Genomic DNA, 22,011 nt, shown 5'->3' with positions numbered 1-22,011 from the left:
ATAATATATCATTCTTTTACTTAAGTTACAATCTTTTTGCTTTTCTAAAAATAATACAATTATCCGGTTTATTCTTTGCTGAATTCAACAAGCTCTAGTCCTTCATTTCTGTCTAATACAAACTGAATTCCCCATTCATTTTTAAACAGTAATAATGGATTTCCTCTCATATCTTTTACTTTCTTCACTTCAGATACACCACGAAGCTTGTTCATATCTGTATCGCGGTCTTTGATCCAGCGGATTGCCTGATATGGAAGCGGTTCTAAACGGATCTCACAGTTATATTCATTTTCCAGACGATATTTTAATACATCAAACTGCAGTGTTCCTACAACTCCTACGATGATCTCTGCAAATCCTGCCTCGTGTTCCTGGAAGATCTGAATAGCTCCTTCCTGTGCGATCTGTTCGACACCTTTAACAAACTGTTTTCTTTTCATGGAATCTAACTGAATAACTCTTGCAAAATGCTCTGGTGCGAATGTTGGAATTCCTTCGTATTCAAAGTCATCTTTTGGAAGGCAGACAGTGTCTCCGATAGAGAAGATTCCTGGGTCAAATACACCGATGATATCTCCCGCATAAGCTTCATCAACGATCTTACGTTCCTGTGCCATGATCTGCTGTGGCTGGGATAATCTCATTTTTTTCTTGCTCTGTACATGTTTTACTTCCATGTTTGCTTCGAATTTTCCAGAGCAGATTCTCATAAATGCGATTCTGTCTCGGTGGTTTTTGTTCATGTTCGCCTGAATCTTAAAGACAAATGCTGAGAATCCATTTTTCACAGGATCTACTTCTTCTCCTTTAGATGTTCTTGCAAGCGGTCTGTTTGTCATCTTTAAGAAATGCTCTAAGAATGGTTCTACACCAAAGTTTGTAAGAGCTGATCCGAAAAATACTGGTGATAATTTTCCCTGATGTACTTTGTCCATATCTAATTCTGCTGCTGCGCCATCTAATAGTTCAATCTCTTCCATAAGGTTATCATAGAAATCTTCTCCGATTAAGTCTGCCGCATTATCATCGTCAGCAGAAATAATTGTTTCTTTTGCTTCTTTTGCTCCACCTGTGGATACTGCCTCGAATCTTAAGATATTTCTTGATGCACGTTCGTATACACCTTTGAATTCCTTACCGCATCCGATCGGCCAGTTGATCGGACATGTTTCGATTCCTAAAACTTTCTCGATATCATCTAACAGGTCAAATGTATCTTTGGCTTCACGGTCCATCTTATTGATAAATGTAAAGATTGGGATATGTCTCATGACACATACTTTAAATAACTTAATTGTCTGTGGTTCAACACCCTTTGATGCATCAATTACCATGACGGCACAGTCTGCTGCCATTAATGTACGGTAAGTATCTTCTGAGAAGTCCTCATGTCCTGGTGTATCAAGGATATTAATACATTTTCCTTCATATTCAAACTGTAATACAGAAGATGTTACAGAGATACCTCTCTCTTTCTCAATCTCCATCCAGTCAGATACTGCATGTTTTGAGTTTGCTTTTCCTTTAACTGACCCTGCTGTATTAATCGCTCCTCCATATAAAAGGAATTTCTCTGTCAGCGTTGTCTTACCTGCATCCGGATGGGAGATGATCGCAAAGGTTCTTCTGCGGCCAATTTCCTGCTCAATGCTGTTTGCCATAGTTTTTTCCTCTTTTCTATTCTTTCTATCTATCATTTTACTTTTCTACGCATACTTAGTCATATTATCACACACCTATAAAAATTTCTACTGATTCTTATGAAAAACAATGTTTTTCCTTATAAAATGTACGTTTTTTTACAAGCTGATTCATGGTATAATAAAAAATAATATTAAATCTAGGAGGATTTCTCATGAGCAACACAACTTTACACAATGAAAATGTATCTGTTACTTTAAAATCTCTTGGTGCTGAATTAACTTCTATCAAAGATGCTTCTGGCACTGAATATCTCTGGCAGGGGAACCCTGAATTCTGGAGTGGACAGGCTCCTGTATTATTCCCAATTGTTGGATGTCTTCGAAATGGAACTGCCACGATCGGCGACAACAAAACATGCTCTTTTGGGCGACATGGACTTGCAAGAAGATTAGAATTTGATCTTGTTTCTTCTTCTGATACCAGCATTACATATTCTTTAAAAGCTAATGATAAAACAAAGGAACAGTATCCATATGATTTTGAACTTCAGATGACATATGAATTGACAGAACACGGCGTAAAAGTAAGTCACACTGTGATCAATCATGATTCTGTGGTAATGCCATACTGTGTTGGTGGTCATCCTGCATTTAACTGTCCTGTTTTTGAAAATGAATCCTTTGAAGATTATATCGTAGAATTTGAGCAGCCAGAGAATGCTGCCTGTGCACAACTTACAGAGGATGGACTGATCAACAACGCTGACCGAGTTTCTGTTCTTGAAAATGAAGCGGTTATCCCTGTGAGACATTCTTTATTCTATAAGGATGCTTTAGTCTTTGATGCGTTGAAATCTAGAAAAGTTGCTCTGAAACACAAGAAAACTGGTCATGGTATTTTAGTTTCTTTCCCTGATTTTGATTATCTTGGGGTTTGGTCTAGTGCGAATGATGGACCATTTGTTGCTTTGGAACCTTGGAGCGGAACTTCTACATGTAGTGATGAGGATGATGTGTTTGAGCATAAACGCGGGGTTCGATTCTTACAATCTGGTGAATCAGAAACTTTAAGCTTCTCAATCGAAATCTTATAATCAAAAAAGGAACCTCTTGATATTTTTTTTGGGGGGTTCCTTTTTTGTTAATTATATAGATTTTATATTCCAGTCCATCTCCTATATTCTTTGGCTTCTATCCCAAATGGTTCCAATAGTTTTGCTGCAATATGATATGTCATCTCCTCAATTGTCTCTGGCATATGATAAAATGTCATCATCGGAGGAATAATATGAACTCCTGGAATCATCGCCAATTCTTGAAGATTTCTTAAATGAATCGCACTTAATGGTGTCTCTCTTGCTGCAAGTACCAGTGGTCTATGCTCCTTGATCGTTACATCTGCTGCCCTTAATACCAGATTGTCTGCATATCCACTGTGAATTCCTGCGATCGTCTTCATACTGCATGGAACTATGAGCATTCCTTCTGTTTTAAATGATCCACTGGCTGGGCCTGCTCCAATCTCTCTTGAATCTATGACATGATCCGCAAGTTGTTCTATTTCTTCTATTTTCATTTTTGTTTCATGTTCCAAAGTTAACTTTGCACTGTCTGTCATAATTAAATAAGATTCAAAATCATCCTGCTCTTTCATTAGTTTTAGACACTGGATCAAAATCGGCATTCCACTTGCCCCCGTTGCTCCTATGATCAGTCGTTTCTTCATTAAAATAAATTTCCTTTTCTTAATTTATAACCAATGTTCTGGATCTACTTCCATAAATCTTGCTCTCTTAAATCGTTCTTTCTGATCGTATGGAACCGTACAGTCAAAGATTGTCTTGCATGCGATTCCATGATCTCTGATGCTTGGAGAACATGTTGGATCGTTGGATGGATCTAATGGATGGCATCTGACTCCCGGAATCGTGATGATATCTGCATCTCCTTGGAATCTTGTATTCATTGCCCATAAGACATCATTCATATCAAAGCAGTCAACATCTTCATCTACTAAAAATACATGTTTCAATTCACTAAACGCAGAAAATGCTAATAATGCTGCCTGTCTTTGTCTTCCTTCGTCACTGGCTTCTCGTTTCTTAAACTGTAGGACTGCCATATATTTTCCACCACCTGCTGATCCACAGTATACGTTCTGAAGACGTCCCGGCATTGCTTTTTCTACCATTCCGTAAATACTTGCTTCTGTCGGAATTCCTGCCATGGATACATGTTCTTCACTTGGTCCGATACATGTCTGCATGATTGGATTTTCTCTATGTGTAACAGCTTTTACCTTGATCAACCAGCACTGAGAACTTGCTGGTCCTGTGTATCCTGGAAATTCTGGCATTGCGTATCCTGTGTGGCTATTCTGGTCTTCCTGTACTCGTACATTTAGAATGACTTCTCCTTCGATGACATATTCTGCATTTGCAATTGCCATTTCGTTCACTGTTAAACATTTGCATAATTCGACTGGTTCATTTCTTAATGCTCCTGCAACAGCGAGTTCATCATATCCAAGTGGGGTTGTTGGTGCTTCAAAGCAGGAACCGATCTCGATCGCTGGATCGACTCCGATACTAATGGAAATTGGAAGTTTCTGTCCTAATTCTTCTGCACGTTCTGCCATTGCTCCGATATGTCTTGCTCCTGGCGTGAAGAAAATAGATAATTCATCTTTTCCCTGAATGCATAAGCGATGGATCGTCACATCATGAACTCCTGTGTCTGGATGTGTTGCATAGCACATTCCAAGGGTGATATATGGACCTGCATCATCTGGTGTGTTTGTTGGTGCTGGTACCAGATCGTATAGGTTGAAGTCTGGATCTTCTGCTTTATGAACGACCTGCTGACATGGTGGCGCTCCCTGATATTCAACTGGTGGGATTGGGTTATCTACACTGTGATAAAGTTTCTTTCCTAATTCTTCTGGTTTACAGTCTAAAAGAGCTGCTACACGCTTTCTGCTTGCTAGAACACCAATCGCTACTCTGGCATCTTTATGTCCTTTGACATTGTTAAATACCATTGCTGGTCCTTCTTTTGTCGGACGTTTGACTGTTCCACCTGCACCTACATAACGGTAAACTCCGGCAAGTTCTGCCATTGGATCAACTTCTACGTCAGTTTCTATGTATTGCCCTTCCATTGTTTTTAAACGTTCTAGGGCACTTCTTAAGTCTCTTACTTTGTCTGCCATACTTTTCCTTCTTTCTTTGTTATGATGATATCTTAATTTGCAATTTAATAATCCATTTTATGTTTTTTATTATATCTTGTGAATTTCCTTGATTCAATTCATTTTTTGATATAATCATTTCCATATTTTATCCTAAAGTTTTATCTAAGGCAAAAAAATCTGATATATAACCCACAGATTACATATCAGATTTTTATTTTTATATTAGTTCTTATAAATGACGAATCTCTATCTCTTCTTCGGCTAATGCCTTGCGAATCTTCTCAACAAATAATAATGCTTTCTCTCCATCTCCATGCACGCAGATAGAGTCTGCTTTAATATCAATATCTTTTCCAGTAATTGAAGTAACTTTTCCTTCTTTTACCATGCGGATGACTCTCTTGATTGCTTCGTCTTCATCTTCGATCATAGCTCCTGGCTTTCTTCTGTTTACCAAGGTTCCATCTTCTTCGTATGCGCGGTCAGCAAATACTTCGCTGGCTGCTTTTAATCCACAATCATGAGCGGCTTTGATCATTTCGCTTCCGGATAATCCCATGACAATCAGATCTTTGTCGTATTCGTAAATTGCTTCGCAGATTGCTTTGGACAAATCATAGTCTTTGGCTGCCATGTTATACAGCGCTCCGTGTGGCTTTACATGCTGTAATTTCACTCCGGCTGCTTTGCACATTCCGCCTAAGGCACTGATCTGATATAGTGTATATGCTTTAGCTTCTTCGTTGGAAATCACCATACTTCTTCGTCCAAATCCCATCAGATCTGGAAGTCCTGGATGGGCTCCAATTCCGATTCCTGCTTCTTTGGCTCTCTGAATGGTCTGTGTCATTACGACTGGATCGGATGCATGGTATCCGCATGCTACATTTGCGGATGTGATCAGTGGAATGATCTTTTCATCATTTCCAATTGTATATCTTCCAAAGCTTTCTCCAAGGTCGCTGTTTAAATCTACCTGATACATAATAAATGATGCCTCACTTTCTTTTGTATACTCTGTTTATGAGTATCTTTCTTAGCTAATCTTAATAACTAGTCTAATATTCTTAATACTTAGTCTAATCTTAATAATCTCTCGATAAATCCTGTATCTGCTTTTCCTTCACAGAACTCTCGATTGTTCATCAGCTGATACTGGAAATCAAGGTTTGTATGAATTCCTAAGATTACCATTTCATCGAGGGCTGTTCTCATTTTTTGTAATGCTGCGTCACGGTCTGGTGCATGTACAATGACCTTTGCGATCATGGAATCGTATTCGGATGGGATGCAGTATCCTGTGTAGATCGCTGTATCCACACGAACTCCATTTCCAGCTGGAAGATGCATGTGTTTGATCACTCCAGGGCTTGGCATAAAGTTCTTCTCTGGAATCTCTGCATTGATTCGGCATTCGATGGCATGTCCATTGATATGAACATCTTCCTGTGTAAAGCTTAATTCCATTCCCATTGCTACACGGATCTGTTCGATGATCAGGTCTGTCCCTGTTACCATCTCTGTCACTCCATGTTCTACCTGAATACGGGTGTTCATTTCCATGAAATAGTAAGTTCCTTTTGGATCAAGGATAAACTCTACGGTTCCTGCATTTGTATAACCTACGGCTTTTGCTGCAAGGATCGCATCGTGATTCATGGATTTTCTGATCTCATCTGTGATCGCTGGGGATGGTGATTCTTCGATCAGTTTCTGGTGATTTCTCTGAACAGAACAGTCACGTTCTCCTAATGCTACGACATTTCCATGTTCATCTGCCATGATCTGAATCTCGACATGTCGTGGATTCTCAATGAATTTTTCAATATACATCGTGTCATCACCAAATGCATTGGCTGACTCTCTTTGTGCAGTATTGAAATTAAATTCAAAATCTTCTTTGGATTTTGAAACACGCATTCCTTTTCCACCACCACCGGAAGATGCTTTGATCATAACCGGATATCCGATCTCGTCTGCTAATTTTTCTCCTGTCACTGCATCGTAGACAGGTTCTTTTGTTCCTGGTACAACTGGAACTCCTGCTTCCATCATTGTCTTTCTTGCATTAGATTTATTTCCCATGCTGTCGATGACTTCTGCACTTGGTCCGATAAATGCAATATCATTTTCCTTACATAAACGGACAAAGTCTGCATTTTCAGATAAAAATCCGAATCCTGGATGAATTGCATCGGCATCCGTGTTCTTTGCTGCTGAAATGATACGTTCCATATTCAGATAACTATTTTTTGCAGGACCTTCTCCGATACATACTCTTCGGTCTGCAAGTTGTACATGAAGACTGTCTTTATCTTCTTTTGAATAAACCGCGATACTCTTGATTCCCATATTACGACAGGCACGGATGATCCTGACTGCGATTTCTCCACGGTTCGCGATCAATATACTTCGAAACATATAATGCCTCCTTTAGTCTTCAATTTTCTTTACTTTAAATAATGGCTGTCCATATTCGATCTTCTGCTCGTTACTTACTAAGACAGCTTCGATCTCGCAGTCAAAATCACTTTCGATCTCGTTCATTAATTTCATCGCTTCAAGGATACATACTGTCTGTCCTGCTTTGACGCGGTCTCCAACTTTCACGAATGCTTTTGCTTCTGGAGATGGTGCAGAATAAAACGTACCTACGATCGGAGATGTAATATATCCTTCATCGTCAGAATCAAGACCATCTGCTGCATTATCAACCCCCTGTGTAGAAACTGCCATCGGTGTTGATGGTGCTCCAGCACTTCCTCTTCTGCTCATTTTAATTTTTACATCGCCTTCCTGAATACTGAAATCCAGCATAGAAGAATTCTCGATGATCTTTACTAATTTTTCAATTTTTTCTAAATTCACAGTGTTTCTCCTTTTCTATTCAAATAGAGCGCTGATTCGTTTTGCAACTAGTCTGCAGTCTAATACTTCTTTACAAGGTGTATAAATCTGACTTCTGAAATCATTCAGTTCTTTCATCTCATCTGCTAACAGCTTCTGAGCTTCTTCGACTGATACGGCCTGAAATCTTACTTTTTGTTCTGTCTTTCTCTGGACAAGTTTCGGAATATCCACAGAGATGACCGTTGCGATCTTTGCATATCCACCGGTTGTCTGTCGATCTGCTAATAAGATGATCGGTTTTCCATGGCTTGGCACCTGAACAGATCCAAATGCGATTCCATCGGAAATGATATCGGATGTCGTTTTGTATGCAATAAATGGACCTTCTAAGCGGCATCCCATACGGTCAAATTCACTTGTCACTGTATATTCTGAATTTAAGAATGTCTCGCGTCCTTCTTTGGTAAACATCTTCTCCTGTGGACCCATGACAACTCTTAAGGTTACTTTTTCCTGATCAAATTCATTTAAATCCAAACTTCTTGATAAATAGTATGGAAGATATCTTCGTTTTGCTCTGAATCCGATATAATCTTCATCTTCGAGTTTACGTCCTTTAAATCCACCGATCTTGCACTTGATATTGGTTGAACGGCTTCCCATCACAACTGGTATATCAAGATAACTTGAAAATGCAATATATCCTCTTGTTCCAGTTCTTGCTCCGCCAAATGTCAGGATATCTCCACGATGCATATAAATTGCTGTATACATCTTCGCAGGTTTTCCATTGATCTGTGGGCGGAAATCTCCACCTGTGATCGAAATAATCGTCTCTGATGTAAATTCAAGAGTTGGTCCCATTAAAGTAAATTCGAGGACTGCTTCATTTTCCGGGTTGTCCAGTAAGAGGTTTGCGATCTTAAAAGAACGAACGTCCATAACTCCGGATACGCTGAATCCTTGACTCTGATATCCTGTTCTTCCAAGATCCTGCACGGTTGTCAGCATTCCACCTTTTAGTATACGAACTCCCATTGTTTACACCTCCTTTGTATGAATGACACATTCATAAGTTCCATTTTCAACCTGTTCTTTGATCTGTTTATATTCTTCTTCTGATACAGGCACAAAACGGATATAGTTTCCAGCTTCAAAAAGAATTGGATCCTCTCGTTCTGGATCATAAGTTTTTACCGGTGTCATTCCAAGGAGCTGCCATCCTCCCGGTGAATCTAGTGGATAAATTCCCGTCTGGGAACCACCGATCCCGACACTTCCTGCTGGGATTCTGATTCTTGGATTGGCAAGTCTTGGTGTATGGATTCTCTCATCCAATCCACCAAGATAAGAAAATCCTGGTAGGAATCCAAGCATATAGATTAAATAGTCCTTAGAAGAATGAATCTCAATAACTTCTTCTTCCGTTAAACCAGCATGTTTTGCGATATTTTCGATATCTGGTCCGTATTCTCCTCCATAGCATACTGGAATCTCAAAGACTCTGGATGCAGAGGCTTCTTCATTTACATCCAGTTTTAATAACTTCTGCAAACGTTTTGTTAATGATTTATAATTTACCACTCTTGGATCATAATTGATCAAAAGACTGGTAAATGCCGGGATCATATCCTGTACTCCTTCAATATGCTGTGCTTTTAAAAGATGTACAAAGGCTGTGATCCTTGCGTTAATCTCTGGAGAGATTTCCTGTCCAAACTCAATAAGCAGGGCTGAATCTCCCGCAGTGCTAATCTTTACTTCTTCCATTTTTTCACATAACTCCTTTCGGTCAGTCTGTGTTTTTTATATTTTAATCTTAACTACTTATGTAAATAACTCTACTTATGCAAACAGTGCAGTTAAGCTGCTTAATGATGTAATTCCAAGATATCCTGAAACAACGACTACCACGATTCCAAGGATCAGTAATAATACTGGATGATGATAATCTTCTCCCATGATCGATTTCTTCTGGGAAGCGATCAGGCAGACACCTAATGTGATCGGTAAAATCAGTCCATTTAAGGCTCCTGCAAGTACAAGTAATACGGCTGGCTGTCCAGCAAGTGCCATACAGATCGTGCTGACTGCGATAAATCCAACGATAAACCATTTCTCGTTCTTCTCAATCGTCTTGCTGAATGTCTTAAGGAAAGATACTGATGTGTATGCGCATCCAACAATTGACGTGATCGCTGCACATAAGATCACAAGTCCAAAGAAACGGTATCCAATCTGTCCTGCTCCCTGTAAAAATGCATCTGCTGTTGGGTTTGCTGGATCTAGTGTATGAGCTGGTGATGTTGCTGTTGCTACAACAACTCCTAAAACTGCAAGGAATAAGAAGATACGAACGATCGTTGCGATTCCCATTCCCATAACAGAACTCTTATTGATCTCTTTTAAGTTTTCTTTTCCAGTGATTCCTGCATCGATCAAGCGATGAGCTCCTGCAAATGTGATATATCCACCAACAGTTCCTCCAAGTAATGTAAGGATTGCTGGGAAAATATCACTCATAGATGCTGTAGGAAGTACTGTCTCTTTTGCTGCCATACCAACTGGTGGCTGTACAATAAGAATTACGATAAAGATGACAAGGATCATGATAGCACCAAGGACTTTTGTAAGATTATCCATTGCATTCATAGCGTTTTTCATCAAAAATACAAGGATCGCGATCGCTCCTGCGATAAAATAGCCAACAGTTGTCGGAATTCCAAGTAATGTATTAAAACCTAAGGCTCCTCCACCAACGTTACCAATATTAAATACAAGTCCCCCAGCGACAACTAAGAACGCGATCAAATATCCAAGTCCAGGAAGCACTTTGTTGGCTACATCCTGTCCACGCATTCCAGATACACACAAAACTCTCCATACATTTAACTGTACGATCGCTGCCAAGATCACGGAGATCAGAATTACAAATCCGAAACTTCCATGAAGACTATCCGTAAATTTACCAGTCTGTGTGAGGAATCCAGGTCCAATTGCCGATGTCGCCATAAGAAATGCTGCACCGATCAAGGCGCTTGCACTTTTCTTGTTATTCTCTTTCTTCATAGTAAATAATTTCCTTTCATTTTCAATATAATGAAACGATTATATCAAATTTTCTGATAATATGCAACTTTAAAGCGATAAATGAGTATATACAAAACTTATCAGCCAATACCCTATAACATACACTCTGTATACTGGTTTCGATAGACTTCAGTTTTATGTGACGGAAATAAGATAACAAAAAATATTGATAAGAAACCGGTGGCAACGATCAGCAGATCTTACTTCAGGAAACTCAACACTGCCTTATAAACTTTCTCCACCCCATCTTCATTCAAAATCTCATGTCTGCGATTTAAAAACAGCATTCCTCTGACATTATTGTATCCTCGTTTTTTCAATGTTGTCATAGCTTTTGCATATTGTTTCTTTGATCCGATGCATGGATCATCTGCTCCTGCGATAAATAAAATCGGCAATGATGGATGTTTTACCTGCCATCCTTTGTTATTATATGTTTCATCCATTAATAAGAAGAGATTCAAAAATCCATTATTGCTAAATACAAACCCATCGAGTGGATTTTCATCATAGGCCTTTACATTTTCTTTATTATAACTGATCCAGCCGTTTTCTGATTCTCCTTCTTCTAGTATTTTCCCGTATAAACCAAATGCCAGTTTCTGAAAGAAATCACCTCTTTTATGTGGTCTTATTTTACACGCTGCCTTTGCCAGCAAGGTTGCTGCCTTCGCAGCTTTATTCTCGCTTGGACTTCCGCATATGATCAGTGAATCTAATTCATTATCATATTTTTTCAAATAACATCTTACAACTAGTGATCCCATGCTGTGTCCAAATAAATGATATGGCATTTCTCCATATCGATCTTTTGTCCATTGAGTGATCTGATGTACATCTTCAACGATTGCTTTTCCACTTTCGTCGTAAAAATATCCGAGATCTTCTTTTGCTCTTATACTTTTTCCGTGTCCTCTATGATCATGAATTATACTGATATATCCTTGTTTACATAGCATCTCCATAAATGGCTCATACCGTTCTTTGTGCTCTGCCATTCCATGAACAATCTGTACGATTCCTTTTGGTTCTTCTTCTGGTTCCATTAATAATACGTGTAGTTTTAGTCCATCTTGTTTTGATGTCAGATATACTGTTTTCTTCACTTTTGGCACCTCCATCCTGTTTATTTCTTTTAGTTTAATTCTAATGAATTTTTGTGTCAAATATTGATTTGTGGTAAACTATGAACATAACTATCAACGCTTTTATGGAGGACTTTATTATGAAAGCAAAAATGAAAAAAATCAGTGCATTGTTTCTATCCTGCATCCTGCTTTTTTCAATTACAGCATGTCAGAAGAAACGAACAGCAAAAGAAGTTATGCAGTCATCTCTTAAACAAAGCAGCAGTCTAAAAGATGCTGATTTTAATGGAAATGCCTCTTATACAATTGAAACGGGAAAAGAGGGATCTCAATCAACAATTAATTTTAAGATGAACTTCGATACCAAACTTCAAACACTAAAAAAAGATAACCTCAAAATGTCCATGACTTCTACCATCAATATGCTTGGTCAGAATATTAACATGACAATGTATTATGCAGATGGATATTATTATATGAATTCTAATGGTACAAAGCAGAAAATGAAAATGGATATCGCCAGTCTCCAAAAACAAATTCAATCAACCACAGGACAGTCAACTTTGCCGATCAAATATTATAAAGATCTTAAACTTAGTGAAGATGATGGTAACAACGTCATCAGTTATAGTATTAACAGTGATGGATTAAATAAATATGTTGAGAATATCACAAATTCCATGTCTGCGATCACAGGCGGCAGTGATTCTATTAAGATCACTTCTATGTCTGGTAAAAAAACGCTCAATGATAAAGATCTTCCTGTGAAAGAATCTATCAAAATGGTAATAGAAAGTAACAGTAATGAAGTTGGAAAAATAACTTTGAAAATGAATCTTATTTATCATAATCCTGGAAAATCTGTTACTGTTTCACTTCCAAAAGATTTAAATACCTATCAGGAAGTATCTTCTAACAATTAGTGAACAAAGAATATACTCTTTTGTAGGAAATACTGTCAATCATAGTAAATATTGATCTGAAAATAGTTTTATGAATATTTTGTAACTTAAAATCGCTGGAATTTCCACATTTTTCATGCTATCTTGTATATAACAAACTTGTAGTTAGGAGTTATGATCTTATGAATTGGCACGGGAAACGTTATTATTCGTTTGACAGCTTTTTAAAAAATTATTTTGGTGAGAAAATTTATAAAGTATCTTTAGATGGCGGTTTTACATGTCCAAATCGAGATGGAACACTTGGAACTGGTGGCTGTATTTTCTGCAGTGAAGGAGGATCTGGAGATTTCGCTTCTTCATCCTGCTTATCTGTAACGGATCAGATCTCTGCTGGAATTGAGATGGTTTCTAAGAAGATTGAGAACGGAAAGTATATTGCTTATTTTCAAGCATTCACAAACACTTATGGTCCTATTGAGAAATTAGAATCTTTATATATGGAAGCGATCCATGATCCAAGAATTGTTGCTCTTGCGATCGGTACAAGACCTGATTGTCTGCCTCCTGAAGTTCTTAACCTGCTTGAGCGTTTGAATCAGATCAAACCTGTGTTTGTGGAACTTGGATTACAGACAATTCATGAAAAGACTGCTTCATTTATCAGGCGTGGATATCCTTTGTCTTGTTTTGATGAGGCGGTTTTGAATCTTCATAAAATTGGAGTGCTGACGGTTGTTCATCTGATCCTTGGACTTCCTGGTGAAACAACTGATATGATGCTTGAATCGGTTCGTTATTTAAATCAACTTCCTGTTCATGGAGTGAAATTTTCTATGCTGCATATTTTGAAGAATACAGATCTGGCAGCTTATTATGAAGAACATCCTTTTGATGTTTTTACTTTGGATTCTTATGTTGATCTGCTTTTAAAATGTATTGAAAATTTAAGTCCTGAGATCGTGATTCATCGATTGACCGGGGATGGCCCGAAAAATCTGTTGATCGCTCCTGTTTGGAGTCTTCATAAGCGGAAAGTTTTAAATACGATTTCGCATGAGATGAAGATTCTTGATATTAAGCAAGGAAATCTGTTGTGATTTTTAGTTGTGTATTCTTCAGGAACATGATCATGTAATTTGATGCATTGTCAAATAGCTCTACTAATTTATATAAATGTTTGTTATATTTAAGAAAAAAAGGGCCATAAAATAAACTATTTCATCTCTAAGATTACGTTTATTTTATGGCTCTTGCTATTATACCCTTGTACTATATTTTATATAATGCTTCTTCCTATTTAAAATATTTATCCAAGATCTGGCGCTCTCCTTCGTTATCATTGATATCTGTGATAATATCTGCTGCCTCTTTTACCTCATCGGTTGCATTTCCCATGGCGACTCCAAGTCCTGCGTATCTGATCATATCGATGTCATTGAAATTATCTCCAAATGCCATTGTCTCTTCCTGTTTTACATGAAAATGATCTTTTAACATGTGGATTGCATCAGATTTGGATGCTTTCATGGACATGATCTCTAAATAGGTGTCCTTAGATCGATAGATTCTGATCTGTGGAAATTCTTTCACTAACTGTTGTTCCAATGCAGCAATATCTGCTTTATCACCCATACATAATACTTTATGCACTTCTTTATAGACTTCTTCATCTTCAAAGGATACTTCTTGTGGAATCACGCCTGTGATATCACTTTCCTGAGCTGCCCAGTATTCTTTTTTATCTTTTACCAGCCATTCATCGTTTGTGTAAATGTTGATAGAAATCTTTGGATTCAACTCATAAACTCTTCTGCATAACTTCATGGCAACTTCTTGTGGCATTGCCACACTGTAGATTGGATGATCTTCTTCATCAACAACTAAGGCACCACTATAGCAGATCATTGGACTCTTCGCCCCTAATTCTGCTCTGATAGCTGTCATACCTTTGGGCATTCTTGCGGATACTAAGACATATGGAATTCCATTTTCATTGATCTGTTTTATTTTTTCTTTTGTACTTTCTGGTATCTGATGCTTTGAATTTAATAATGTTCCATCAATGTCACTGAATACTGCTTTATATTTTTTCATCATGTCTTCATCCTTTCATTTTTCTACTTTGTTGTCCATTTCTTCTATTATAAAGTAAGAAAAGCCATCTGGCGAGGATAAAATGTTCCAGATGGCTTTCTCCTTTTTTTAGGTCTTGGATCTTTAATATGCTTTCACTGATTTTGCTTTAGAATATGTTCCATATACTTTCTGATTTGTTGAATCATAATAGTAATAACGAACCTGTACGTAATATTTCTTACCTTTTTTCAGACCTGTTTTGGTATAAACGTTTTTTGCTAAACCTGTTGTTTTGTATTTTGCAGATTTCATCTTTTTACTTGTAGAATAACGGAATCTAAATCCTCGTTTTTCTCCATATTTATTTGTGTATTTGATAGATTTGGCTACAAATCCTGTTCCTTTTCCAGACTTACCTTTCAAAGATGATAGTTTCGCTGTTTCTACTTTGATTTTAACAAATTTTGCTGTTAATACAATATTTTTATCTGAAGCAGGTACTTTATTAACAACTTTTCCTTTATAAGTCCATCCTGCAAATACATAACCTTTCTTACCAGCAGCTTTATATTTTGTTTTATTCCATCCTGGTAATTTAGTTCCAGCTTTTGTTTTATTTATTGTTGTAACAGTTTTTCCACCATTACCTTTTAATGTTACTGAAATTGTTTTTGGTTTTTCTGATGGTTTTGTTGGCTCTGATGGTTTTGTTTCTTCTTTTTTATCTACATATAAATTCTTGAAACTTACTGCACCATCCCATAAACCAAGTCCCATATATCCAGTTTTGATATCAAAGAAATCTTTGTCTGACTCTTTATCTGCATCAAAAGTATAATTTAAGCATTCCTTATCATCTACATATACTTTCACTGCATTTGCTTCTTTTTCAATCTTCACATGATGATATGATCCATCACTAATGCTAGAAGACATCTCTCCTACTGCAATATCACCATCTTTATACATTCTAAACAATCGCACTTTGTTACTACCTGGAACAAACTGAAGACAATATGCTCCATTTGGATCCGTTGATTTTGATGCAAAAATTAAGTTAACTAATCCTTTTTCAAAGGACATATCCACTTCTATTGTTGATTTTTCATTAACTACCGCATCTTCAGACATATAAAAATCATTTGCAGACTGGTTGGAATCTGATAACACTTCTCCATCAATCGTCCAATTACCACTTACATTTACAAATTTCTTAATGTTTGTTTTGAAGTTATTTTCTTTTACATTAATCGTAAATATCTTTTTCTTTGATGGATCTGATTTACTTGATGCAGTAACTGTTGCTTTTCCTGATTTTAATGCTGTTACAACTGCTTTTCCATCTGACTCTTTGATACTTACAACATCTTTTCCTTCTGTAACATCCCATGTTATCGTCTGATCCATAGAAATTGGAAATACATATGCACTTAATTCTACACTATCACCAGCATATAATGTCTGGTTCTCATTCTGCATAGATCCAACAGATTCCACATCTGTCAATTCTTCCTTATCTGTCCAAATTGACTTCATTGGATAAATATCAATATCTGCTTTTACAGGATCACCTTCTACTAGAACAGATGCTCCTAAACTTGTTGGTGTTGGGAATATCTGGTTCGCTCCTGCTGCTGTATTATTACTGCTAAATACTTCGACACTGGCTTTGTCTACATAAATATGTAATTCTACAGAACCATCTTCATTCTTTTTCACATTAGACTGCTCATTTATTTTTTTGAATTCTTGACTGATAATCTTTCCTGATTTACTTCTATCGATAGATAGTTTCTCATTTTCTAAATCATAAATTACATCGGTATATTCTGTATCATTTTGATTCTTTCTCAGTCTGAACCCAACTTTCTTTGTTTTCTCTGATGGTTTAAATTTAGCAACAATCTCATATGTATCCTTTGCAAAATCCTTTAAGAGATCATTATCTTCTGAAATTGTAACATCTTTATAAGAAATCTTATTTTCTGCATCTCTTAAACTCTCATATTCACTAATTGGTGTCTGTGTTAAAACGTATTTTCCATTTTCCTGTTTTAGTCCTACTTTAAGATTCAGATTATAAGTTCCATTAAAATTCTGTCCTACAGTATCTGCAACTTTATTACAATAATCATCCCATGTATTCATCCAATTTCCTTCAATAATCTCTGGAATCGTTGGATTTTCCTGTGTTCCGAAGTCTTGTACATAATATGTCATTGCTGCATAAGAATCCTTACCAAAGTTCATAACACCGTCACTGTTTTTGTAAGCTTCATCTGCAACAAATTTCCATTTTCCATCAACTTGTTTAAAATCACCGACTTTATAAGATCTTCCACCGCGGGAAAGTACCCATTTCACACCATCTTTTGTTTCAATTGGATAAAGGTCAGGGCATTCTGTATGAAGATCTGCATATGTAGATTCACATTTCCAATCTGTCAGATTGTCTGATGAATAAATACGAAGTGGTCCGCCTGCAATTACCATGAACCATTTATTTTCCCATCTAAAAACTTTAGGATCTCGGAAATCTCTATTGTTTAATGGATCTTTTGACCAGTCTGCTGCAATTTTATTTGTTTTTTTCCAAGTTTTTCCTTCATCTGTACTATAGGCAACTTTAATACGTTGTCCATTTCCATCTGCTGTGATCAATGCAACTAATCCACCTTCATTGCCGTCACCAAAAAGTCCTGATGTATTCTTTTCATCCGCTACAATACATCCTGAAAACATAGCTCCATTTGCATCTGGATATAATGCAATTGGCTGTTCTTCCCAATGGATCAAATCTTTACTTGTTGCATGTGCCCAATGCATTGGCCCCCATTTTGTATCATCATAGAACTGATAAAACATGTGATATGTTCCTTTATACTTAACCAATCCATTTAAATCATTTCCCCATCCGTCCTTTACAGAATAATGATACTGATTTCTGTATGCTTCATTATAATAAGTTTTATCTGCTGCTCGGCGATGCACATTTACACGATATGTTAAAGTTGCTGTCTGTCCATTTTCTCCCTGAACTGTGCTCTTTACTGTAATGTAATTCTTACCAACTTTAACTGGAATATTCTTTCCATCGTTATATGTTTTTCCATCATATTCAACCTGTACATCTGCATTTTTATTTTTCTTTTCGATATTCAAGTCTACTGTTTCTGCATTATTCTTTACATACTGAATCATAATTGGTTCTGTGGATGTAAATTGTGCTGCTTTCTCCACATCTCCAGTTGAGGAAGATACCAAGATATTTTTTAACTCTGGTGTGTTTTGATCATTTAATTCTGTATAATAGGTATTTTGGAATGTCATCTCACCATTCCAATTTAATAGACCAAGAGAACCTTCTGTCAAAACAGTACTCTGTCCTTTGTCGTCTTTTTGAAGTGTATAATCACCTGTACTTGCTATCAAAGTATCATTTACATAATAAGAAATCCATGAATCATAAGCCACTACTTTTAAAGTATATTTCTCATCATCCGTTGCTTTTACTTCTTTTTCATCAATCAACTGATAATCACTATTTTCCTGCCATCGCCAAAACTTGCATTTATGCGAACCTCCATCGATATTTACCGCATAGCATTCTTTATTATCAAGATTATTATTACAACGGAAAATTAATGTTGCTGCACCTTGATTTCTCTTAAATGTTACGTCTGTAGAATATACAAAATTCTTAGCTGTTGTTTTACTGAATGCAAAACAGTCTCCTTTATCAACTGCATTGCTGTACAGACCATCTTTTGTTTCTTTCCAATCACCTTTCTTATAATCAAAACCTGTTAAATTCGTTTGATATCCTTACGCTGCCTCTTTCTCCTGACTATCTGTTGCAGCATTTACAGTAATCGTTTGATATCCTGTTACTGGTGTTATGGAGGTAACTGTAACAGCTCCTGCCATCATTAGTGCCAATAATCTTGGACTTATTTTTCTCATAATTTTTCCTTCTTTCTTTGTACAAAAAAAGGACGATCAAACTATAATCGTCCTTTTCACTCAAAAAACAATAAGTTCTTATACCTATGCTTTAATCAATTGTATAATCTTATCTATGTTTTCTTTGCCTCTCTTTATCCCAAGTCCTATGACAACACAAAGTATCACACTGATGATCGTAATGATCACTCCAACTACACCAAATACTGTAAATGGCATTTTACTTTGGGCACCTAGTCCCCAATACGCAAGTATGATTCCGATAGAGGATAAAATAATGAGATTGCGAATCCATTTTTTGAGGTTATTGAGCATTTGTGTCTGAAATTCAATTTCTTTTAGCTGCTGTGCTCTTGTTTGTGTTGTCATAATATACTTCCTTTCTTAGTATTTTAATCCTGGGTTAAAGAATCCGATCATAACTCCGATAAATGCTACAACTACTAAGATCAACATTGTAACAACTGGAGATACTTTTTTCTTTGACATTAACCACCAACAGAAGATTACAAAAGCTGCTGTTAAGAATCCTGGATATACTCCGTCTAACTGATTCTGAAGATTTAAGAATTCTTTTCCTGCACTGTTTACGAGATGGAATGATGTTTTTACTGATACCCATGTTGCTGCTACAGATCCAACAACCATTGTTCCTAACATAACGATTGCTTCACGGATCGCGGTTGCTTGCTCACCAACCAGGATATCTACGGCTTTTCCACCCAGTTCATATCCTTTGAAGTATAAGAACTTCATTCCAAATGCCATGATCAAATTCCATGCTACGATATAGAAGATTGGTCCTACGACAGATCCACCTGTTGATAATCCCAGTGCGATACCAAGTAAGATAGGAATTAATGTACCTACAACTAAGGAATCACCAATACCTGCTAAAGGTCCCATAAGACCGGCACGGATACCATTGATCGCTTCTGCATCGATATCTTCATTTCCATTTGCTTTTGCTTCCTCAAGACCAGCTGTGATACCTACGATGATAGATCCAACCTGTGGTTCTGTATTAAAGAAAGCTGTGTATGTATTCATTGCTTCTTTCTGTTCTTCTTTTGTATCATATAACTCTTCTACCAATGGAAGCATTGCACACAGATAACCAAATGTCTGCATATGTTCCTGAGAGAAACATGTTAAGTTTCCATAAGCCCAGTTACGGAATGATTTATTTAACGCTTTTTTAGATAGTTTTTTCTCTGCCATATTAAATATCCTCCTCGTCATCATCGTCAAAGGAACCGCCAGAAGCTAAGGCTGCTTCTTTTGCTCTGATTCCTACCATTTTAATGTTGTAGTAAATAATTGCGAACATTGCTGCTACAACTGTTACTGATACAAGGTTTAATCCCATACTTGCTGCTAATGTAAATCCGAAGAAGAATGGTATAAAGTCAACTGCTTTTGTTACTACCTGTTTTAATAAGATCGCAATACCTACGCAAGGAAGCAAGCTACCTACTGTAAACAGTGTTTTCATTGCAATTCCATCCATTGGTAATGTTGTTTTGATCGCTTCTACAACTGGAACTCCTAATTTACACATTACAACTGCTGGTAAGAAACTGCAGATGATATGAGAAATCCATGGAAGAACCATATCTACAACGTATAATCTCTTGAATTCACCTTTTTCAACGGCCTGCCATCCAATGTGCTGCCATACAAGGTTGATCGTTGCTGTTCCATAGAATAATACTGTACCGATTGTTCCTACCATTGCTCCAAATGATGTTGCCATGGAGATACCTTTTGCTGATGCAGGATCTAATCCGTATGAATTTAATGCTAACATTGCCAGTGGAATACCGATATAAGATACGGCACGAACGTCTGCTGATACAGTTCCTCCTGGTGTAACCAATGCGATATATACAACCTGCATTGCCGCACCGACTAAAACACCTGCCTGAATATCTCCAAGTACGATACCACAGACAAGACCTGCAACTAATGGTCTTCCTAATGTGTAGTTACCAATGGTTGTACCTCCCATACCAGGCATACTGGATAAGCAGGCAAAAATACCTAAAATGATTGCTTGTAACCAACTAATTGTCATAATAGTTTCTCCTCTCTATTGGTTTTTTAGTTAAATCCAAACTGACCTCTGAATTTGTCCCATGTTCCGATGGACGCTTCTTTGATCAGTGCAAATTCGATTTCATAACCAGCTTTGCTGATCGCTTCTAAAGCTTCTGCTTCTTCCTGTGTAATAGATTGGTTATTACCAAGTTTGACAGCTCCTGGTCTGTCATTACATGGTCCTACGATTACTTTCTTTGCATCACTTGGAACAAATCCATCATCCACTAAGATCTTCTTCATCTGGATTGGATCTTTTGTGATCAGGAAGTAATTGTCTTTGCTGTCTAATACTTTCTGGTTTTTCTTTTTCCATGCTTCATATGTCCAAACAAATGTTTTCTTTGTGCTGGCACTCTTGTATGCCATCTTAAGTGCATCTGTTGTTGCTGCTTTGTCGTTCACTGCGATCAGCCCATCGCATGGATACTCTAGTGACCAACGTGTTACTGTCTGACCATGGATCATACGGTCATCAATTCTTAAAAATGAAACTGACATATTTTTTCCTCCTTAAAATTTAAATATCGTCTTCTTCATCATCGTTTGCTGATGTCATAACAAATTCTTTAACTGCATCTTTTGCCTCATTGATCAAGCTATCTTTTAGCATGTCTGTGTCTACGCCGTCTTTCATTAATGTTGCTGTCAATGCCATTGCCAAGTTCATTCCACCAAAGATCACTGTCTGACCGATCAGTCCTTTGTTTGATACCTGTTCAATTGCATTTGTAAGAGGTGATCCACCCACAATGTCACCAAGAAGAATGATCTCATCGTCTACTGTGATCTTGCTGATCGCATTGCTGAATTTCTCTGCGAATTCATCAGCACTCATTCCGTCCTCTAATCCGACGCTAATCACGTCTTCTCTTTCTCCACCAGCTAACATCTTAAGTACACTGTGAAGTCCTGGTGCAAATGTTCCGTGGCTGACTAATACTACGTATTTCATCCTCTTCTCCTTTCTTTTTTCCTATCTCTTATTTACAAGCTTATTCTACCAATCACGCAAAAAAAGGACATCTGTAAATTGTCATGACTTTCAATTTACAAATGTCCTTTTTTATGTGACAAATGTCATATTCGTGTTTTATTTG

21 protein-coding genes are annotated in these 22,011 nt (G+C 37.1%); 3 read left to right on the top strand and 18 right to left on the bottom strand.

The genetic code is table 11. The features are described from left to right. Positions 1 to 68: 68 nt before the first annotated feature. Positions 69 to 1,664, bottom strand: coding sequence for a peptide chain release factor 3 (locus tag OCV53_RS02735; protein ID WP_022374883.1), 1,596 nt, complete (start codon positions 1,662 to 1,664; stop codon positions 69 to 71). Between the two features lie 194 nt (positions 1,665 to 1,858). Between OCV53_RS02735 and OCV53_RS02730 the strand changes: the two genes are divergently transcribed. Then, positions 1,859 to 2,740, top strand: a complete 882-nt coding sequence (locus OCV53_RS02730) for an aldose 1-epimerase family protein (RefSeq protein WP_022374882.1) — start codon at positions 1,859 to 1,861, stop codon at positions 2,738 to 2,740. Positions 2,741 to 2,802: 62 nt separating this feature from the next. Here OCV53_RS02730 and OCV53_RS02725 read toward each other — a convergent pair whose 3' ends face one another. The 9 genes from OCV53_RS02725 to OCV53_RS02685 form a co-directional block, all read right to left on the bottom strand. Beyond that, positions 2,803 to 3,372 carry a UbiX family flavin prenyltransferase gene (locus tag OCV53_RS02725; RefSeq protein WP_022374881.1) on the bottom strand — a complete coding sequence of 190 codons (570 nt, stop codon included), beginning with the start codon at positions 3,370 to 3,372 and terminating at the stop codon, positions 2,803 to 2,805. Between the two features lie 24 nt (positions 3,373 to 3,396). Continuing rightward, on the bottom strand, positions 3,397 to 4,857 hold the full coding sequence (locus tag OCV53_RS02720; RefSeq protein ID WP_055196493.1) for a UbiD family decarboxylase: 1,461 nt from the start codon (positions 4,855 to 4,857) through the stop codon (positions 3,397 to 3,399). Positions 4,858 to 5,068: 211 nt separating this feature from the next. Beyond that, entirely contained in the window at positions 5,069 to 5,824 is a 756-nt protein-coding gene (locus OCV53_RS02715; protein WP_055196492.1) for a LamB/YcsF family protein, read from the bottom strand. Positions 5,825 to 5,913: 89 nt separating this feature from the next. Next, the gene (gene accC / locus OCV53_RS02710; protein ID WP_055196491.1) at positions 5,914 to 7,260 is read right to left on the bottom strand and encodes an acetyl-CoA carboxylase biotin carboxylase subunit; all 1,347 of its coding nucleotides are present in this window, start codon (positions 7,258 to 7,260) and stop codon (positions 5,914 to 5,916) included. Between the two features lie 12 nt (positions 7,261 to 7,272). Further along, the gene (accB, locus tag OCV53_RS02705; protein WP_022374877.1) at positions 7,273 to 7,707 is read right to left on the bottom strand and encodes an acetyl-CoA carboxylase biotin carboxyl carrier protein; all 435 of its coding nucleotides are present in this window, start codon (positions 7,705 to 7,707) and stop codon (positions 7,273 to 7,275) included. Between the two features lie 15 nt (positions 7,708 to 7,722). Beyond that, complete coding sequence (locus OCV53_RS02700) at positions 7,723 to 8,727, bottom strand: 5-oxoprolinase subunit C family protein (protein WP_022374876.1); 1,005 nt, start codon at positions 8,725 to 8,727, stop codon at positions 7,723 to 7,725. A gap of 3 nt (positions 8,728 to 8,730) precedes the next feature. Further along, the gene (gene pxpB, locus OCV53_RS02695) at positions 8,731 to 9,459 is read right to left on the bottom strand and encodes a 5-oxoprolinase subunit PxpB (protein WP_022374875.1); all 729 of its coding nucleotides are present in this window, start codon (positions 9,457 to 9,459) and stop codon (positions 8,731 to 8,733) included. Between the two features lie 75 nt (positions 9,460 to 9,534). Further along, the gene (locus tag OCV53_RS02690) at positions 9,535 to 10,758 is read right to left on the bottom strand and encodes an NRAMP family divalent metal transporter (RefSeq protein WP_022374874.1); all 1,224 of its coding nucleotides are present in this window, start codon (positions 10,756 to 10,758) and stop codon (positions 9,535 to 9,537) included. A 221-nt stretch (positions 10,759 to 10,979) separates the two neighbouring features. After that, complete coding sequence (locus tag OCV53_RS02685) at positions 10,980 to 11,885, bottom strand: alpha/beta hydrolase (RefSeq protein WP_055196490.1); 906 nt, start codon at positions 11,883 to 11,885, stop codon at positions 10,980 to 10,982. Positions 11,886 to 12,004: 119 nt separating this feature from the next. Between OCV53_RS02685 and OCV53_RS02680 the strand changes: the two genes are divergently transcribed. Together OCV53_RS02680 and mnmL are read left to right on the top strand one after the other, a co-directional pair. Then, positions 12,005 to 12,790 carry a DUF6612 family protein gene (locus OCV53_RS02680; RefSeq protein ID WP_242852095.1) on the top strand — a complete coding sequence of 262 codons (786 nt, stop codon included), beginning with the start codon at positions 12,005 to 12,007 and terminating at the stop codon, positions 12,788 to 12,790. Between the two features lie 161 nt (positions 12,791 to 12,951). Next, a complete protein-coding gene (mnmL, locus tag OCV53_RS02675; protein WP_055196488.1) occupies positions 12,952 to 13,869 on the top strand; it encodes a tRNA modification radical SAM protein MnmL/YtqA in 918 nt (305 codons plus the stop codon). A gap of 196 nt (positions 13,870 to 14,065) precedes the next feature. On the opposite strand, the gene OCV53_RS02670 is transcribed toward mnmL, so the two are convergent. The 8 genes from OCV53_RS02670 to OCV53_RS02635 form a co-directional block, all read right to left on the bottom strand. Continuing rightward, a complete protein-coding gene (locus OCV53_RS02670; protein ID WP_242852094.1) occupies positions 14,066 to 14,869 on the bottom strand; it encodes a Cof-type HAD-IIB family hydrolase in 804 nt (267 codons plus the stop codon). Between the two features lie 120 nt (positions 14,870 to 14,989). Continuing rightward, complete coding sequence (locus OCV53_RS02665) at positions 14,990 to 18,379, bottom strand: GH32 C-terminal domain-containing protein (protein WP_242852093.1); 3,390 nt, start codon at positions 18,377 to 18,379, stop codon at positions 14,990 to 14,992. 294 nt (positions 18,380 to 18,673) lie between these two features. Continuing rightward, positions 18,674 to 18,811 carry a hypothetical protein gene (locus OCV53_RS02660; RefSeq protein WP_242852092.1) on the bottom strand — a complete coding sequence of 46 codons (138 nt, stop codon included), beginning with the start codon at positions 18,809 to 18,811 and terminating at the stop codon, positions 18,674 to 18,676. A gap of 84 nt (positions 18,812 to 18,895) precedes the next feature. Next, on the bottom strand, positions 18,896 to 19,180 hold the full coding sequence (locus tag OCV53_RS02655) for a hypothetical protein (protein ID WP_055196486.1): 285 nt from the start codon (positions 19,178 to 19,180) through the stop codon (positions 18,896 to 18,898). Between the two features lie 15 nt (positions 19,181 to 19,195). Further along, entirely contained in the window at positions 19,196 to 20,032 is an 837-nt protein-coding gene (locus OCV53_RS02650) for a PTS system mannose/fructose/sorbose family transporter subunit IID (protein WP_009265455.1), read from the bottom strand. Position 20,033: 1 nt separating this feature from the next. Then, on the bottom strand, positions 20,034 to 20,888 hold the full coding sequence (locus tag OCV53_RS02645; RefSeq protein ID WP_008390531.1) for a PTS mannose/fructose/sorbose/N-acetylgalactosamine transporter subunit IIC: 855 nt from the start codon (positions 20,886 to 20,888) through the stop codon (positions 20,034 to 20,036). Positions 20,889 to 20,914: 26 nt separating this feature from the next. Further along, positions 20,915 to 21,412 (bottom strand): PTS sugar transporter subunit IIB, encoded by a 498-nt coding sequence (locus OCV53_RS02640; protein WP_055196485.1) that lies wholly within the window; start codon positions 21,410 to 21,412, stop codon positions 20,915 to 20,917. Positions 21,413 to 21,431: 19 nt separating this feature from the next. After that, entirely contained in the window at positions 21,432 to 21,866 is a 435-nt protein-coding gene (locus tag OCV53_RS02635) for a PTS sugar transporter subunit IIA (protein WP_055196484.1), read from the bottom strand. Between the last annotated feature and the right edge of the window lie 145 nt (positions 21,867 to 22,011).

This window comes from Anaerostipes amylophilus (assembly GCF_025567365.1).
Taxonomy (GTDB): domain Bacteria; phylum Bacillota; class Clostridia; order Lachnospirales; family Lachnospiraceae; genus Anaerostipes; species Anaerostipes amylophilus.
The sequence above is the reverse complement of the archived record's forward strand: the minus strand, read 5'-3'. Positions and strand labels throughout refer to the sequence as shown.

What these genes read in the sequence shown, in the direction of transcription:
- mnmL (WP_055196488.1), top strand. Translation starts at nt 12,952, where the DNA reads ATGAATTGGCACGGGAAACGTTATTATTCGTTTGACAGCTTTTTAAAA.
- OCV53_RS02715 (WP_055196492.1), bottom strand. Translation starts at nt 5,824, where the DNA reads ATGTATCAGGTAGATTTAAACAGCGACCTTGGAGAAAGCTTTGGAAGA.
- OCV53_RS02670 (WP_242852094.1), bottom strand. Translation starts at nt 14,869, where the DNA reads ATGATGAAAAAATATAAAGCAGTATTCAGTGACATTGATGGAACATTA.
- OCV53_RS02640 (WP_055196485.1), bottom strand. Translation starts at nt 21,412, where the DNA reads ATGTCAGTTTCATTTTTAAGAATTGATGACCGTATGATCCATGGTCAG.
- OCV53_RS02635 (WP_055196484.1), bottom strand. Translation starts at nt 21,866, where the DNA reads ATGAAATACGTAGTATTAGTCAGCCACGGAACATTTGCACCAGGACTT.
- OCV53_RS02720 (WP_055196493.1), bottom strand. Translation starts at nt 4,857, where the DNA reads ATGGCAGACAAAGTAAGAGACTTAAGAAGTGCCCTAGAACGTTTAAAA.
- accC (WP_055196491.1), bottom strand. Translation starts at nt 7,260, where the DNA reads ATGTTTCGAAGTATATTGATCGCGAACCGTGGAGAAATCGCAGTCAGG.
- OCV53_RS02680 (WP_242852095.1), top strand. Translation starts at nt 12,005, where the DNA reads ATGAAAGCAAAAATGAAAAAAATCAGTGCATTGTTTCTATCCTGCATC.
- OCV53_RS02700 (WP_022374876.1), bottom strand. Translation starts at nt 8,727, where the DNA reads ATGGGAGTTCGTATACTAAAAGGTGGAATGCTGACAACCGTGCAGGAT.
- OCV53_RS02730 (WP_022374882.1), top strand. Translation starts at nt 1,859, where the DNA reads ATGAGCAACACAACTTTACACAATGAAAATGTATCTGTTACTTTAAAA.
- OCV53_RS02735 (WP_022374883.1), bottom strand. Translation starts at nt 1,664, where the DNA reads ATGGCAAACAGCATTGAGCAGGAAATTGGCCGCAGAAGAACCTTTGCG.
- OCV53_RS02645 (WP_008390531.1), bottom strand. Translation starts at nt 20,888, where the DNA reads ATGACAATTAGTTGGTTACAAGCAATCATTTTAGGTATTTTTGCCTGC.
- OCV53_RS02660 (WP_242852092.1), bottom strand. Translation starts at nt 18,811, where the DNA reads ATGAGAAAAATAAGTCCAAGATTATTGGCACTAATGATGGCAGGAGCT.
- OCV53_RS02650 (WP_009265455.1), bottom strand. Translation starts at nt 20,032, where the DNA reads ATGGCAGAGAAAAAACTATCTAAAAAAGCGTTAAATAAATCATTCCGT.
- OCV53_RS02690 (WP_022374874.1), bottom strand. Translation starts at nt 10,758, where the DNA reads ATGAAGAAAGAGAATAACAAGAAAAGTGCAAGCGCCTTGATCGGTGCA.
- OCV53_RS02725 (WP_022374881.1), bottom strand. Translation starts at nt 3,372, where the DNA reads ATGAAGAAACGACTGATCATAGGAGCAACGGGGGCAAGTGGAATGCCG.
- pxpB (WP_022374875.1), bottom strand. Translation starts at nt 9,459, where the DNA reads ATGGAAGAAGTAAAGATTAGCACTGCGGGAGATTCAGCCCTGCTTATT.
- OCV53_RS02655 (WP_055196486.1), bottom strand. Translation starts at nt 19,180, where the DNA reads ATGACAACACAAACAAGAGCACAGCAGCTAAAAGAAATTGAATTTCAG.